This window comes from Pseudoalteromonas marina, from assembly GCF_000238335.3.
Taxonomy (GTDB): domain Bacteria; phylum Pseudomonadota; class Gammaproteobacteria; order Enterobacterales; family Alteromonadaceae; genus Pseudoalteromonas; species Pseudoalteromonas marina.
The window spans coordinates 121,265-136,741 of record NZ_AHCB03000007.1; the positions used below are offsets into that span (position 1 = coordinate 121,265).

At 40.4% G+C, this 15,477-nt stretch carries 9 protein-coding genes, 6 tRNA genes and 1 other RNA gene; 3 read left to right on the forward strand and 13 right to left on the reverse strand.

All coding sequences use genetic code 11. From position 1 onward, the window contains the following. Position 1: 1 nt before the first annotated feature. Both pepP and PMAN_RS11730 read right to left on the reverse strand, forming a co-directional pair. Positions 2–1,324, reverse strand: a complete 1,323-nt coding sequence (gene pepP, locus PMAN_RS11725) for a Xaa-Pro aminopeptidase (RefSeq protein WP_010557863.1) — start codon at positions 1,322–1,324, stop codon at positions 2–4. A 33-nt stretch (positions 1,325–1,357) separates the two neighbouring features. Beyond that, entirely contained in the window at positions 1,358–1,921 is a 564-nt protein-coding gene (locus PMAN_RS11730) for a UPF0149 family protein (RefSeq protein WP_008131954.1), read from the reverse strand. Between the two features lie 193 nt (positions 1,922–2,114). Between PMAN_RS11730 and ssrS the strand changes: the two genes are divergently transcribed. Further along, positions 2,115–2,297: non-coding RNA, 6S RNA (ssrS, locus tag PMAN_RS11735), on the forward strand. Positions 2,298–2,455: 158 nt separating this feature from the next. Here ssrS and PMAN_RS11740 read toward each other — a convergent pair. The 9 genes from PMAN_RS11740 to PMAN_RS11780 form a co-directional block, all read right to left on the reverse strand. Beyond that, the gene (locus PMAN_RS11740; protein ID WP_010557864.1) at positions 2,456–5,539 is read right to left on the reverse strand and encodes an efflux RND transporter permease subunit; all 3,084 of its coding nucleotides are present in this window, start codon (positions 5,537–5,539) and stop codon (positions 2,456–2,458) included. Continuing rightward, complete coding sequence (locus tag PMAN_RS11745) at positions 5,536–6,831, reverse strand: efflux RND transporter periplasmic adaptor subunit (RefSeq protein ID WP_010557865.1); 1,296 nt, start codon at positions 6,829–6,831, stop codon at positions 5,536–5,538. The genes PMAN_RS11740 and PMAN_RS11745 overlap by 4 nt, the downstream gene beginning before the upstream one ends. Beyond that, complete coding sequence (locus tag PMAN_RS11750) at positions 6,821–8,236, reverse strand: efflux transporter outer membrane subunit (protein ID WP_010557866.1); 1,416 nt, start codon at positions 8,234–8,236, stop codon at positions 6,821–6,823. Before PMAN_RS11750 ends, PMAN_RS11745 begins: the two co-directional genes overlap by 11 nt. A gap of 885 nt (positions 8,237–9,121) precedes the next feature. Beyond that, a tRNA-Thr gene (locus PMAN_RS11755) sits at positions 9,122–9,197 on the reverse strand. 78 nt (positions 9,198–9,275) lie between these two features. Further along, positions 9,276–9,351, reverse strand: a tRNA-Phe gene (locus PMAN_RS11760). A 49-nt stretch (positions 9,352–9,400) separates the two neighbouring features. Beyond that, positions 9,401–9,476, reverse strand: a tRNA-Thr gene (locus PMAN_RS11765). Between the two features lie 57 nt (positions 9,477–9,533). Continuing rightward, positions 9,534–9,609, reverse strand: a tRNA-Phe gene (locus tag PMAN_RS11770). Positions 9,610–9,820: 211 nt separating this feature from the next. Further along, a tRNA-Thr gene (locus PMAN_RS11775) sits at positions 9,821–9,896 on the reverse strand. A gap of 57 nt (positions 9,897–9,953) precedes the next feature. Next, positions 9,954–10,029: transfer RNA gene (locus tag PMAN_RS11780), tRNA-Phe, on the reverse strand. Between the two features lie 339 nt (positions 10,030–10,368). Between PMAN_RS11780 and PMAN_RS11785 the strand changes: the two genes are divergently transcribed. After that, complete coding sequence (locus tag PMAN_RS11785) at positions 10,369–13,143, forward strand: ATP-binding protein (RefSeq protein WP_010556528.1); 2,775 nt, start codon at positions 10,369–10,371, stop codon at positions 13,141–13,143. A 63-nt stretch (positions 13,144–13,206) separates the two neighbouring features. On the opposite strand, the gene PMAN_RS11790 is transcribed toward PMAN_RS11785, so the two are convergent. Together PMAN_RS11790 and mutY are read right to left on the reverse strand one after the other, a co-directional pair. After that, positions 13,207–13,479 (reverse strand): oxidative damage protection protein, encoded by a 273-nt coding sequence (locus PMAN_RS11790; RefSeq protein ID WP_006794326.1) that lies wholly within the window; start codon positions 13,477–13,479, stop codon positions 13,207–13,209. A 34-nt stretch (positions 13,480–13,513) separates the two neighbouring features. After that, positions 13,514–14,575 carry an A/G-specific adenine glycosylase gene (mutY, locus tag PMAN_RS11795; protein WP_010556529.1) on the reverse strand — a complete coding sequence of 354 codons (1,062 nt, stop codon included), beginning with the start codon at positions 14,573–14,575 and terminating at the stop codon, positions 13,514–13,516. A gap of 162 nt (positions 14,576–14,737) precedes the next feature. Here mutY and trmB point away from each other — a divergent pair, with 162 nt between their 5' ends. Next, entirely contained in the window at positions 14,738–15,463 is a 726-nt protein-coding gene (gene trmB, locus PMAN_RS11800) for a tRNA (guanosine(46)-N7)-methyltransferase TrmB (protein ID WP_006794328.1), read from the forward strand. Positions 15,464–15,477 lie beyond the last annotated feature (14 nt).

Sequence of the window (15,477 nt, forward strand, 5' to 3'; positions counted from 1 at the left end):
GTTATGCGCTTGTAGTTTGTTGCATAAGTGCTTGAATATCGCCAATGGTTTTAGGCACGCTTAAAGTAAGGTTTTCATGGCCTGACTCGGTAACGAGTAAATTATCTTCTATACGAATACCAATACCTTTGTACTTTTGTGGCGCGTTTGAGTCTTCGCTTATATAGAGTCCTGGCTCTATGGTTAAAACCATACCAGGCTCAAATGCTCGCTCAACGTTATTTATTTTATAATCACCGACATCATGCACGTCTAACCCCAGCCAATGCCCAAGGCCGTGCATGTAATATTCTTTACAGGCTTGTTGCGCCATTAGTTCAGTAAAGTCGCCAGTTAAAATACCTAAGTCAAGTAAGCCTTGCGTTAGTACTTCCATTGCTAATTTATTAGCGTGGGACAGGTAACCACCGGGTTTAATTTCTTCAAAGGCAGCCAGTTGTGCGTTAAGAACAATATTATAAAGCGCGGATTGTTCTTCACTAAACTGGCCATTTACCGGAAATGTACGTGTTATATCGGCTGCGTAGCCTTGTAGCTCACAACCTGAATCAATAAGTACTAGATCGCCATTTTTAAGTACATCGCTATTTTGCGTGTAATGCAGAATATTCGCGTTATCGCCGCTACCTACAATTGTGCCGTAAGCCGGATGAGGTGCGCCGTTCATTGCGTAATGATGATGAAGCTCTGCTTCTAATTGAAACTCAGTTGCCCCTGCATGTGAAAAGCGCATAGCTCGCATGTGGCCACGGGCGCTAATTTCACAGCCTTCGCGCATTACTTCTATTTCGCTTGGCGATTTAAACAAACGCATTTCATGGATAAGGCCGCGAATTTCTTTTAACGTACTCGGTGCTTTAAGGCCTTTGCGAGCCCCGCCACGAAGTGTACCTAAAAGCGTAAACACTTTACTATCAAATGAATCATAAGCGCCTTGTGCAAAATAAATCGCATTTTTACCATTTAGTAGCTCAAGCAGTTGCTCTTCTAAATCACTTAATGGGTAGGCCTCGTCAAATAAGTAGTCGCTTTTGGCTTTATCAAAACCAACACGTCGGCCATGCCAAATTTCGGCTAATTTGTCTTTATCAAGGCAAAATAAGGTGCTGGGTGTATCGCTGTTGTTACAAAGCACCAATACAGCATCAGGTTCGTTAAAACCGGTTAAATAAAAAAAGTCGCTGTCTTGTCTAAAAGCATAGTCAGTATCGCGGCTTCGCGTTACTTCACTAGCAGCCGGAATAAGCGCAATGCTGTTATCGTCCATTTGTGCAAGTAAGCGTTCTCTGCGTGCTTTAAACTCTGACTTTTTTATTTCAACCATTATTAGCTAACCCGTTGTACTTTTTAATTAAGTTTAATGAAGCGTTTTTTTATCACTTTGGCTGCTTTGCTCTTTACCTAGCTCAGCAAAACAAAGTAGTGCCGATACACGTACATATTCAATAACTTCGTGAAGTGCGTTAGCATCTTCTTCGGTTTCTTCAAAAGTGGTATCTAGGCGTGTTATTTCGCTAAAGTCGCTAATTACTTCTTTCACGTCAGCCGACAGCTTACCGTAATCTTTTTGCTTTAAACCAAAACCAAGCATAAATCCCGATACCCATGATACGAGGCCATTAGCCTGATCGATGAGTGTTTCGTCATCACTTGGTAAAAATAAATCAAACTGAAACTCTTCATCATTAAAGCTTGCAACAACTTGCTTATAAATAGTGCCAAAAAATGCTTTTAAACCATTACCGAACGATTCACCATCGTTGAATACATCGCTTAAAAGGCCTAGGTACTCCTTGTCGTCAATACTTAGTCCACATGCTAATAAACCACTAATAACACCATGCGCTTCGGCAGGAGAAACAAATATTTCATTTTTTTCTAAAAGTAGTTGAGCTTTTTCGTAATCTGGTAAATCGTTCATAATCAAGCCTTCGCTTTGCTAGTTAAAGCAATGCTACCACTCGATAAAAAGCAACTCCAATTAATTGTATGATCACGCTCAAAAACTACGCAATAAAGTAAACAGCGAGTTAAAGGTGTGGGAAAACTAAGCGAACGACTTAATTTTTTACGTTTTGGGTTTAAGGATTGGCATATGTCTTATATACTTAATTTGTTCCCTGGGATACTGGAGCTGGGTTAAGTCCCTGAGCCGATAAATTTTATACCAGGGTTTCTGTTCGTTTACTATTGTGCAAGCTTGGCATGTACCGAGAAGCCTACGGTAAACCGCAGATTCCCGCCCTGAAACCTTCTGGTTTCAGGACTGAAACCGAGTACCGTATCTTGGGGAACACCATCATCTACTCGCGTTTTAACACGCACACTCAAACCTCTTTATATATCCACGTATATCCATTTAACGCCTTAAATAACTTTCAATTTTACATAGCTAAAAACAAAAAAGCTGCAGGCAATTGAATACCTACAGCTTTTGTATCAACACGTTTTTGTATTATTTAAACCAGCCTTGAAATCGTTCCATCAACATATAATTGACTGGTACTAGTAATAAAGTAATAAAGGTCGCAAAAATAATCCCAAACCCTAAACTTACCGCCATAGGTATTAAAAACTGCGCTTGTGTGGCTTTTTCAAACAGCAGCGGCATTAAACCTATAAAAGTGGTTAAACTGGTGAGCATAACTGGGCGAAAGCGCGATGCGCCAGCAAGTTTAACTGCCTCTATTAAATCGCCACCTTCGCTGCGTTTTTTATTAATAAAATCAACCAATACAAGCGAATCGTTCACTACGACACCTATTAACGCAAGCATACCTAGTAGGCTCATAATGGTTAAATCCATCCCCATTATCCAGTGCCCTACTACTGCGCCAATCATGCCAAATGGAATAACACTCATAACAATAATTGGTTGCATGTATGACTTAAACGGAATAGCCAATAACGCATAAATTATAAAAAATACAAACACTAACGCCCAAGCCAGTGAGCCAAATGATTCTCTTTGCTCTTTAGCTTCACCTTCAAGTTTATAATCAACCCCCGGGTATTGTTGCATTAGCTCGTCTAAGTATTGTGCGAGGTCGGCTTGAAGCACCGTCATGTTGGTGTTGTTTTTTTCTATATCAGCCGTCACGTTTAGTGTGCGGTAACGATCAATACGGTTTATGGTCGATGGGCTTTGCCCTGCCGTAAGCGTTGCCACATGCGACAATGGTACAGAACCGCCATCGGGGGTGTTTATTAGTATATTTTGTAAATCGGCTATGGAGCGGCGCTCATCAATAGGTAAACGCACCATTACACGCACGTCGTCTCGTCCGCGTTGAATACGTTGAACCTGCGAGCCAAAAAACGAATTTCGCACTTGCCCTGCTACATTTACACGATTCAAACCAAGCGCTAAACCTTGTTGTGTAAGCTCTATACGTAATTCTTCTTTACCATCAGACATACTATCGGCAATATCAAACACCGTTGGATACGTTGCTAAACGGTTTTTAATATTATCAGCCACATCTTGGAGTATTGTAAGCGAGGTGCCACTTAATTGAACGTCTATTGGGTCTGAACTTCGACCAATTTCAGCTCTAAATGTTAGGCTTTCAGCGCCAGGAATCACACCTATTAAATCGCGCCACTCACTTGCAAGCTCGCGTGAGCCTATGTCTGATTCACGCTTTTCTGCAGGTGTAATTTCAAAGCGTACCGCCCCAGAGTTGGATACACCACCGCGCCCGCCTGTAGTGGCGAGTATATTTAAAATAACGCTTTCCCCTGTATCTGGGTCGCGATATTTATCTTGTAATTGCTGGGCCTTTTCAGACATATCAATCACGTATTTATTGGTTACTTCAAACGGCGTACCCGTTGGCAGTGTTAGGTTAACCCGTACGGTTTCGCTCGGAATTCGTGGGAAAAAGATAAACTTAGTCCAACCGCTGGTGATCATGGTTAAAATAATAAAAAATACCCCAACAAATAAACTGACCGTTGCTAATTTATGGCGTAAAGCAGTGTTTAATATAGGTTGGTAATATTTTAAAATTGCACTTTCAAAGCCATCTGCAAAGCGTTGTTGAATTGCTTCAAGCTTCGATGGTTCACCCTTTTGGTGGCGTAATTTTATGTATTTTAAATGTGCTGGTAACACAAATTTAGATTCAATTAGCGAGAACAATAACACCGGAATGACGACTACCGGAATTTGCGCAAATAAGGCGCCGCGTGCCCCTTCAATGAATGCTAAAGGTAAAAAGGCAGCAACCGTAGTCAGTACACCAAAGGTAACGGGAGTAGCCACTTCTTGAGTACCCAATATAGCAGCCTGCTCACCCGATTTTGCCGTTTTTAAATGGGTATACACGTTTTCGCCGGTTACTATGGCGTCATCTACTACAATACCGAGTACTAAAATAAAGCCGAATAAGCTCATTATATTTAGCGTTACACCAAAAATTGGCATCGCGATAAACGCGCCCATAAACGATACAGGAATACCAATAAACACCCAAAATGCAATTGCTGGGCGCAAAAATAGCGTGAGCAGTGCCAAAACTAAAATACCACCTTGTAGAGCATTACTGGTTAAGGTTGCGATACGGCTTTTAACTAACTCTGAATCGTCATCCCAATAGCTTAGTTTAAAACCTTGTGGTAGCGTGGCCTGCTGTTCTTCAATATAGTTTTTAACATCGTCTGCCACGGTTATCGCGCTTTGCGGGCCAATTCGGTAAACGTCTATAAACGCCGCTTGCTTACCATTAAAACGGGTACGCACTGGCGTTTCTTCAAAGTCGTCTTTTATTGTAGCAATATCACCTAGGCGAATAATTGTTCCGTCGGCTTGGTTTTTGACGACTATGCTAGCAAATTCGTCTTTGCGGTAAGCCTGCCCTTTTGAGCTGATCAGTACATCGCCACCTTCAGTTTTTAAGTTACCAGCAGAAATATCAGAACTTGAATTAGCAATCGCACTCGATATTTGCGCAAGGCTTAGGTTATATTGGCGAAGTGTGTCTTGGCTAACTTCAATGGCTAACTCATAGTCTCGTACACCACTTAGCTCTACCTGCGTTACATTAGGCAAACGCAGTATTTGATCTCGCACTGTTTCTGCGTATTCACGCGTTTCTTTTTCGCCGTAATCACTTGATACAGTAACAGCTATTACTTCTCTTTTGCGCTCAGCCAGCGCAACAATTGGTTTCTCTGCATCGCCAGGAAACGTATTAATCGCATCGACTCGGCTTTTTATATCAGCCAACAGCTCACGAGGATCGTAACCACTTTCAACCTCAATTGTTACAGAGCCTGACCCCTCTGACGAGCGGCTAAATATTTGTTTAATGCCCTCTAGGTCTTGCACCGCTTCTTCTATACGAATTGTTACGCCCTGCTCTACATCTTCAGGGGTTGCACCTCGTAGGCTAACACCAACGCTTATCATGTCTGTTTCGAAAGACGGAAACACCTCAAGTGGTATTTTACTCGATAAACTAAATAGCCCCGACAACAACAAAGTTACTAACAATAAATTGGCAGCAACATGGTTTTTGGTAAACCAAGCAATCATGCTTTATCTCCTTGCTTGGCTGCGTGACGTTTTTTTATTAACTCTTCAACACTGATACCAAGCTCTTTTGCTTTTTGCTCAAGTTGCTCTCGCGACGGGCGCATACCTTTAGGTTTTTTTTCCTTTGGCTCTTCACCTAAAATACTCACTTTAGTGCCCGAACTCACTTGACCAAGTGGCGTGATAACCAACTTGTCGTTTGCTTTTAATCCTGTCTTGATCATTGCTTGGTTTGCGTTTTGCCATGCAAAAGTAACGTCTTTACGTTTTAGTACATCACCCTCAACTACGTAAACATAGGTGCCTTGATAAATTGTACTGTTGGGAATGATCAACGCATTTTGTACCGTTTTGCCTGCAATTTGTGCCTTAATGTATTGGCCTATTTTAATTGGGTATTGGTTACTCTCGGTTGATTTATATGGGTCGTCTATTTTTGCTACCACGTAAAGTTGCTGCGCGTTTTCGTCAATTGCGCCTTCAGTGCGTGCAAGTTGGCCTTGCCATGTTTGTTCGCCCACTAAATCAGAGCTAAATTTAACTAACGAACCGGCTTGGTTTTTAGCACCATCACGGTATTGTTCTGGCAGGTTTACAAACGAAAGGTCTTTATTTTTTATTGGTAAACGAATTTCTACGCTATCAATAGCGTAAATAGTGGCAAGTTGGGTATTGTTACTCACTACTTGGCCTAAATCGACACTACGACTCAGTATGCGCCCAGCATAAGGTGCAGTCACTTTTGTACGCTCTAAATCAAGCTCTGCTTTTTCAAGAGTAGCTTGAGCCGATAGCACTTGTGCCTGCGCCGCTGCTAATTGCGGCTCACGTAATACAAGACTGCTGGCTTGACTTGAACCACCAAGGCGCTTCCAATCAGTCAGTGCTTGTTGCCCGCGGGCTTTTTCTTCTAGCAAGCTTTGTTCTGCTGTGAGTAAGTTTGCTTGTGCAGATTTAACCTCTGCCTGATGATCTCTATCATCAAGCTTTAGTAACACGTCGCCTTTTTCAAAAAAACCACCTTCTCTAAACTCATCACTCACGTCGATGATTTGCCCTGATGCTTGAGCAACAAGTAAGCTTTGTGTGCGAGGCTTTACTGTACCGTAGCTGTCTATCATTACTTGGTAACTGTGAGGCACAACCTCTAGTACCGACACGCTGATAGCTGCTTTTGGTGCAGAGCCAAAGCGCCTCGCTTCTGGCGGGTTACTTTTGATAAAAAACACAATTAAAAGAGCGGTAACAACAACCGCGGCTGGAATAATAATTTTAGCTGTTTTAGTTTTCATCGTTGTTACTCTTTAGGTCGCTTGATGGTTTTTCAAAATCACCACCAAGGGCAACATGTAGGTTGATTCTATTTGCAATTAATTGATTCTTAATTTGTATTAATGAACTTTGCGCATCGAATGAGCGCCCTTGTGCATCCAATACTGTGGTGTAAGTGACCAAGCCGCTTTGATATTGCTCAAACGATAGCTGCTCGGCAGCAAGTGCATTTTTTTGCGCTTCAAGTGTGCTGGTATATTGAGCCTTTAAAGATTGCTGCTGCGAAATCGCGTTTTCTACATCACCAAATGCATCGTACAAGGTTTGCAGATATTGCTGTTCTTGCTTTTGTGTATTTAGGCGTGCAATTTCTTCATTGGCTTGTAAACGTCCCCCCTCAAAAATAGGTGCCGAAATACTTCCTAGCAAAGACCATGCAAGGCTTGAAGGAGAAAATAAATCACTCACTCTGTCTGTGCTATCACTTAAGCTTGCAGTTAAATTTAAACTAGGAAAGCGCTGTTTATGTGCGTAAGCCAATGACGCATCCGTCGCCAATAGTTCGTACCAACTAGCAAGTAATGCAGGCTTTCGGGTAATAAGTTCAGATGGAATTCCCAGTGGAATTTCTGTGTTAATAACCGGTAAGTCATTACTTGCAGAAATTGCTCCTTTTGGGTACTCACCTAATAAACGCTCCAGTAGTCTTGCAGCACTGGATAGGCTGGCTGTTTGAGTAGCTATGCGTGAACGTTCGTTATTTAGCTCATTGCGGGCTAAATAAACATCGAGCGCTTCGTTTATACCTTGGCGGTAACCCGATTCAATTATATCGAGATTTTGCTTAGCATTTTCTTCACGGCGTTTATATAAATCGAGTAGCTGCTGTGCAGACACAACATCAAACCATCCTTGAACAACATCCGAAACAAGCTGCTGTTTAGCCTGTTCAAAACGCGCTTTTTGAGCTAAATATGAAAGGTTAGCTTCATGTTTTGAATCTGACAGTTTGCCCCATAAGTCAACTTCATAATTTAAGTTTAAGCTTACGGAGCTAGCATTATTATAACTAACAGGCCGATTATCTTTACTTCGGCTAGTACGCGTAGATAAATCTAAGCTAGGCCAAAGGTCTGCCCCGGACGCTATAAGTTGCTGCTTAGTAATGGCAACATCGTAGCTGGTTTGTAATAGTTGCTGATTGTTTTTAAGCGCTTGGGTAACATATTTTTTCAGCAATGGCGTGTTTAATTGCGTTAACCATTCATTATCCACTTGCAAAACTGAACTTGCTGCTTGTTGTTGCCACTGCTTAGGAACACCACTTGGTGCTTGTTGGCGCTCCTGTGGATTTATATTACTCGCACAGCCACTGAGCAGCATCACACTAAGTGCCAATAAAGTTGGCTTGTATTGCCAAATCATAATTTAACCTGAATTACTGCTATTTATGAATGTAATTCAAGCACCTTGGCTAATTTTGCTCAACTTACTTTACATAACATTACATAGCTAGCGATGAGTGAACTAATAAGTGAGTTATACGGCAGGTATAGTTAAATGATCAGCAACTTTGCAAATATAAACACTATCAGATCACAACATTATTTATGTAGATTAAAATTAATTTATCAGGAAAAAATAAAGTGTTGTAAACGAGGTAGTGCAGCCTAACCAAATCGAACGGGTAACTTGTACAGACTACTGATTTAGTGTTTTGATAAATAGAAATAAGTTGATAAATGGTGCCGACTAACCGAGTCGAACGGGTAACTTGTACAGACTACTGATTTAGTGTTTTGATAATAGAAATAAGTTGATGAATGGTGCCGACTAACCGAGTCTAACGTGTAACTTGTACAGACTACTGATTCAGTGTTTTGATAATAGAAATAAGTTGATAAATGGTGCCGACTAACCGAGTCGAACGGGTAACTTGTACAGACTACTGATTCAGTATTTTGATAATAGAAATAAGTTGATGAATGGTGCCGACTAACCGAGTCGAACGGGTAACTTGTACAGACTACTGATTTAGTGTTTTGATAATAGAAATAAGTTGATGAATGGTGCCGACTAACCGAGTCGAACGGGTAACTTGTACAGACTACTGATTTAGTGTTTTGATAATTGAAGTAAGTTGATAAATGGTGCCGACTAACCGAGTCGAACGGGTAACTTGTCCAGACTACTGATTTAGTGTTTTGATAATAGAAATAAGTTGATAAATGGTGCCGACTAACCGAGTCGAATGGGTAACTTATACAGACTACTGATTTAGTGTTTTGATAATTGAAGTAAGTTGATAAATGGTGCCGACTAACCGAGTCGAACGGTTGACCTACTGATTACAAGTCAGTTGCTCTACCAGCTGAGCTAAGTCGGCACACTAAATTATTTGAAAGGCAGTTTTGAACAGGGGTCAAAAACAAAAAAGCCCTGCATAAGCAAGGCTTTGTATAAATGGTGCCTCGACCCGGAATCGAACCAGGGACACGAGGATTTTCAATCCTCTGCTCTACCAACTGAGCTATCGAGGCACTTAAACAGTGCTAATTAAATGTTGTTAAAACACTTAACTAAAATAAATGGTGCCGACTAACCGAGTCGAACGGTTGACCTACTGATTACAAGTCAGTTGCTCTACCAGCTGAGCTAAGTCGGCACACTAAACTGTGTGCTAAGGCACTTAATCAATTTTAAAGATTGATAAACTTATAAATGGTGCCTCGACCCGGAATCGAACCAGGGACACGAGGATTTTCAATCCTCTGCTCTACCAACTGAGCTATCGAGGCACTTAAACAGTGCTAATTAAATGTTGTTAAAACACTTAACTAAAATAAATGGTGCCGACTAACCGAGTCGAACGGGTAACTTGTACAGACTACTGATTCAGTATTTTGATAATAGAAATAAGTTGATGAATGGTGCCGACTAACCGAGTCGAACGGGTAACTTGTACAGACTACTGATTTAGTGTTTTGATAATAGAAATAAGTTGATGAATGGTGCCGACTAACCGAGTCGAACGGTTGACCTACTGATTACAAGTCAGTTGCTCTACCAGCTGAGCTAAGTCGGCACACTAAACTGTGTGCTAAGGCACTTAATCAATTTTAAAGATTGATAAACTTATAAATGGTGCCTCGACCCGGAATCGAACCAGGGACACGAGGATTTTCAATCCTCTGCTCTACCAACTGAGCTATCGAGGCACTTAAACAGTGCTAATTAAAAATCTTAACCGATTTTTAATGTAACTCCCAACAACATCTACTAAATCAGCTGTCTGGGCGTGCGGCGTATTAAACGAGTTTTGCCCTTACAAGTCAACTTTTTTTTTATCCTTTACGACTGTTTGAACGGTTTTCAAGCAACTCAGTACATTTTTTATTGATAACGTACATTTTTACCACAAACCAGTCTATATATATGAAATATTATAACTAAATCAGACTAAAACCGTAGTGAATTATTTTTGGTAAATGGTACGATTAGTTCAGATACCTATGCTAATAGCTAAAGTAGCAAAAACACATCAATGGGAACATTCAATGCAGAGTAAATTCTCTTCGCCGGTAAAAGGGTTATTACCACTTTTTTTTATATTTAATATTGCAATTACCGCTCTTGCTGTATTTGGTTACTCGTTCTACATCAAAAACGATACACAAACAGTTAAACCTGAGCCATCGGTAAATATTAAAACACTCGCATCTACATTAAATCAGCCTATGATCGACGCGCTAACAATGTATGGCCAAGACAAGGTTAAGCAATTACTCGACTTAACATCCTCTTTAGATGATGAATTTGAATATACTCTTTATCGTTTCAGCGCGACTTCTGATACACAACTCGTTTATAGCAATAGCGAGACCGCACCTGATTCCATCAAAATTACACAATATAATGAGAGCACAGGTGTGTTGCATCATATTCTCTTACTTAACGATCAGCCAATTGGTGAGCTAATTATAAAACAAGAGTTAGCTCCACCACCATTAAGCATGCAAGACTCTCAGGTAATTGCATATGGCGTTGCAATCGCAACTGTTATTTCTTTATTTATCTTCGCGTTACTTTTTAACGTATACATTAATGGCCGTTTACGTAAAAGCACTGACTCACTCTCGCAAGAACTTCAGGCTATTACAGAGCAAGGTAACTATAATAGTAATGTTAATGAACAGCTAGATATTGGTTTAGGCTCTGTAGCACAAAGTATAAATGTACTCCTTAAGCAAGTACAAACAGCCCTTAGCGATAACGAGTCGGTACAAAAAGAACTGAAAAAACTACAAAATGGTTTAGAGTCAGAGGTGCAAAACCGCACTATTGCACTCGAGAGAGAAACTTTAAAAGCACAAAGAGCTAGCGAAACTAAAACCACCTTTTTGGCTACTATGAGCCACGAAATCAGAACGCCTATGAATGGTGTTATTGGTACTATCGATTTGCTTCGTCAAACAGACCTTGATGGTGCTCAGCATCGCTTAAGTACTATTATTCGCGAATCAGCATTCTCACTATTGAGTATTTTGGATGATATTTTAGATTTTTCTAAAATTGAAGCTGGTAAGCTCAACATAGACCCAATCCCTTTTTCAGTGAGCGATACCCTAGAAGAAGTAACTCGCGTTTTATCGTCGGTAGCTAAAAAACGAGAACTCGATTTAGAATTATCAATTGCGCCTGATATTCCAGTAAATCTAGTCGGTGACAGCGTACGTGTGCGCCAAGTACTTTATAATTTATGCAGCAATGCAATTAAATTCACAAGCACTGATGAAAAAACCCAAGGCCATGTGAGAATTTCGGTTGAGGTTGCGCATAACACCGCCGACCATTTTACCTTGCGCTTTTGCGTAACCGATAACGGCAAAGGGATGACACAAGCTCAGCTAAGAGACATATTTAGCCCATTTGTTCAGGCTGAGAGTTCAATAACCAGAGAGTTTGGTGGCACAGGGTTAGGGCTTTCTATTTGTAAGAGTCTAACAGAGTTAATGTTAGGTACTATTCATGTAAATAGCCATGCAGGTATTGGCAGTGAATTTACCGTTGAGCTGCCTTTTAGCACCTCTGGTAAAATAAAATATGCTCATAAAAATGCCTTAGACGGCAAACCAATTATTGTTGTAAGTAACAACCTTCAACGCGAAAAAATAATGTACCGTTATTTATCGTTTATGGGTGCAAAAGTTATTTATGCGCACACAGAAAAAGAAATTGAACAACACCAAAACACAGAGGGTGCTATTTGGGTTGCTGACGGCATAGATAATATTGATGATATTAACTCTTTATTGAGGCGGTTATTGTACTCACTCGAGGATTACAATCAGCAAGTAGTCGTATTAAGCAAACTAGATGAAGCGGCCATTAATCATAAAAACATATTTTACATAAATGCATCTCCGCTTTGTAAGTCCAACTTTATGCTTTCTATTTTGGTTGCAGCAGGCTTACATCAACCAAAACAAATTAAAAAAGCAAAATCGCTAAATAACTATTTAAATATTGAGCAAGCTCGAGAATCAAATAAATTAATTTTGCTTGTTGAAGACAACCTTCTAAACCAGCAAGTTTTAACTGACCAATTGCATATATTGGGGTATGGCGTAGAGGTTGCCAACAATGGCGAAGAAGGCCTAGATATGTGGAGAAAGAATAATTTCTCACTTATTTTAACCGATCTACACATGCCAAAAATGTCGGGATACGACATGGTTGAAAAAATTCGTAACGAAGCTGAATTACTAGAAGCTATAGACGCACAACCTTATATAGTTGCAGTTACCGCTAACGCTCTCAAAGGTGAAAAAGAACGCTGTTTAGCAGTAGGTATTAATGACTTTATTACAAAGCCTATAGAACTCAATGCGCTTGAAGATACTTTAAAACGCTGGAGCGACAAGCAAGCTCCTAAGCAAGCGCTAGCTCCTCAACAAAACACTGCCTTGCCAATAGATATGGATGCAGTCGCCAAATACGTAAATGGCGATAAAGCAAAACAACTTCGCTTTTTCAAAATGTATTTAGAGCAAAGTCAAAGTTTAATTAAATCAATAAATTCAGGCGTTATGGTTAACGACCTAGCAGAAATAATTGAGGGTTGTCATCAACTCAGATCTATTTCTAAAACCATTGGGGCAGAAACAGTTGGTAAGCTTGCCGGCGCATTTGAAGATAAATGCAAAGCGGGCGAACTAACAACTGATGAATTAATTGATTTACGCGACCAGTTAGAAATTGAATATTCTAAAGCGGCTCAGTTTTTAAAAGAGCAAGTTAGAAAGGCTGAGGAAGAAAACGAAGAGTTTTAGCACTTAATAGCTAAATAATTAGCAATAAAAAAGGGGCTTTTAGCCCCTTTTTTAATAAGTTATTTATTTTTCTGGCGGTCTATAGCCTTCAATTTCTACGTCTTTACCTTCAAACAGAAAGCCAACCATTTGTTCTTCTAAAAATGTACGATGCTCTGGATCCATCATATTTAAATGCTTTTCGTTAATTAGCATAGTTTGTTTATGTTGCCATTGAGCAAAAGCTTCTTTAGAGATGTTATTAAAGATCTTTTCACCAAGCTCACCCGGGTAAAGTTGAAAACCAAGGCCTTCGGCTTCTTTTTGTAACTTTTGACAAAATACAGTACGTGCCATAATTAATTTCTCTTAAGCGTTAAATGCAAACAGTTTAACCTATTGGTGCAATTTGTTTAACCAACTTTTTAGTTGGTGCAGCCAAACCCACTTCTACTGATTGATCTAGCGGGTACCAAACTAGCTGCCGTTCGTTAATCACATCCGGGATTTGTTTAAGATTTAATATATGTGGGTTAATAGTCAGCTCAAAGTGAGAAAATACATGGGTGAATGGTACCAATGGCTCAAGTTCTGATTTAAAGCCATGTTGAACTAAAAAGTCATCTAGCTGTTTACGCTCAGCAAACTCAAAAAAACCAAACAATCCCCCCCAAATACCAGAGCTAGGGCGTTTTTCCATAAGGACCTTATCGTCACATTTTATAATTAGCTGATGACAGCTTTTTTTAGGCACTACTTTTTTTGGCTTCGAATGAGGAAATTCTTTAACCTTACTAGCATTAAACGCACCGCAGCGGCTGTTTAACGGGCACGGCTCACAATCAAAGCGGCTACGTGAACATAAGCTTGCACCTAAATCCATCATAGCTTGGTTGAATTCAGTCACATTATTTTTAGGTGTTAATTGCGACGATAAATGCCAAAGCTGGTTTTCTACTTTTTTTACCCCATACCAGCCCTCCACCATAAAATAGCGTGCCAATACTCGCTTTACATTACCATCTAAAATGGGGTGATGCTGGCCAAGCGACAATGACAATACAGCCCCTGCTGTAGAACGCCCTATACCGGGCAAGTCCATAACTTCCTCAAGCGTTTGAGGAAACAGCCCGTTGTATTTATCGCGAACTATCTTTGCTGTTTTATGAAGGTTTCGCGCGCGGGCGTAATAACCTAAACCAGTCCAGTGGTGAAGAACCTGATCTTCTTCGGCATTCGCCAAAGCGATAATATCAGGAAAGCTTTTCATAAATTTTTCAAAGTATGGGATCACAGTAACAACTTGAGTTTGCTGGAGCATAACCTCAGAAACCCACACTTTATAAGGTGTTTTACCCAATTGCCACGGCAGTGTTTTTCTGCCATGAAGGTGATACCAATCAACTACTTGCTTTGAAAACCAGTGAGACTGCTCTTTATTTAAGTCCAACATATTATACTTTTACTCATTCTCAATGGCGGGTCAGTCTATTGCAGTGAGTAAAAAGATCAAGCTATAGAGGCTGTAAAACCAGCTAATACTTGTGATTGAGGCCATCGTCAGGGATAATATGCAACCATTTTTAAACACATTGTTTTGTCAGGCCAATTAGATATGAGTGAATCAAGCAATACCAACCTAGAGCAAGCTAAGCAAGAAGGTAAATACATCCGCACCATTCGCAGTTTTGTAAAACGCGAAGGTCGATTAACCAAAGGCCAAGCCGCTGCAATCGAAAAATGCTGGCCAACAATGGGCTTAGAGCATAAAAACGGCATGCTTGATTTAAGCCAAGTATTCGGCAACAACAATGATGTAGTCCTAGAAATAGGCTTTGGTATGGGCAAGTCGCTTGTCGAAATGGCTAAAAATGCTCCACACCTAAACTTTATTGGTATTGAAGTACACCGCCCTGGCGTTGGTGCATGTTTAATGGATGCCGACGAAGCGGGCGTAACTAATTTACGCGTGTTTGAACACGATGCTGTAGAAGTGCTTGCTGATTGCTTAAGCGATGAAAGCCTAACTACATTGCAATTATTCTTCCCAGATCCATGGCACAAAAAGCGCCACCATAAACGCCGTATTGTACAAACTGAATTTGCTGAAAAGCTTCGCTCAAAATTAAAAATAGGCGGTGTTTTTCATATGGCTACTGATTGGGAGAACTACGCAGAACATATGCTAGAAGTAATGCAAGCGGCTCCGGGTTATAAAAACCAATCAGAAACAAACGACTACGTACCTCGCCCTGATTTACGCCCTCTTACCAAGTTTGAGCAACGCGGCCACCGATTAGGTCACGGCGTTTGGGACTTAATGTTTGAGCGCACCAAGTAATTACACTTTTATAT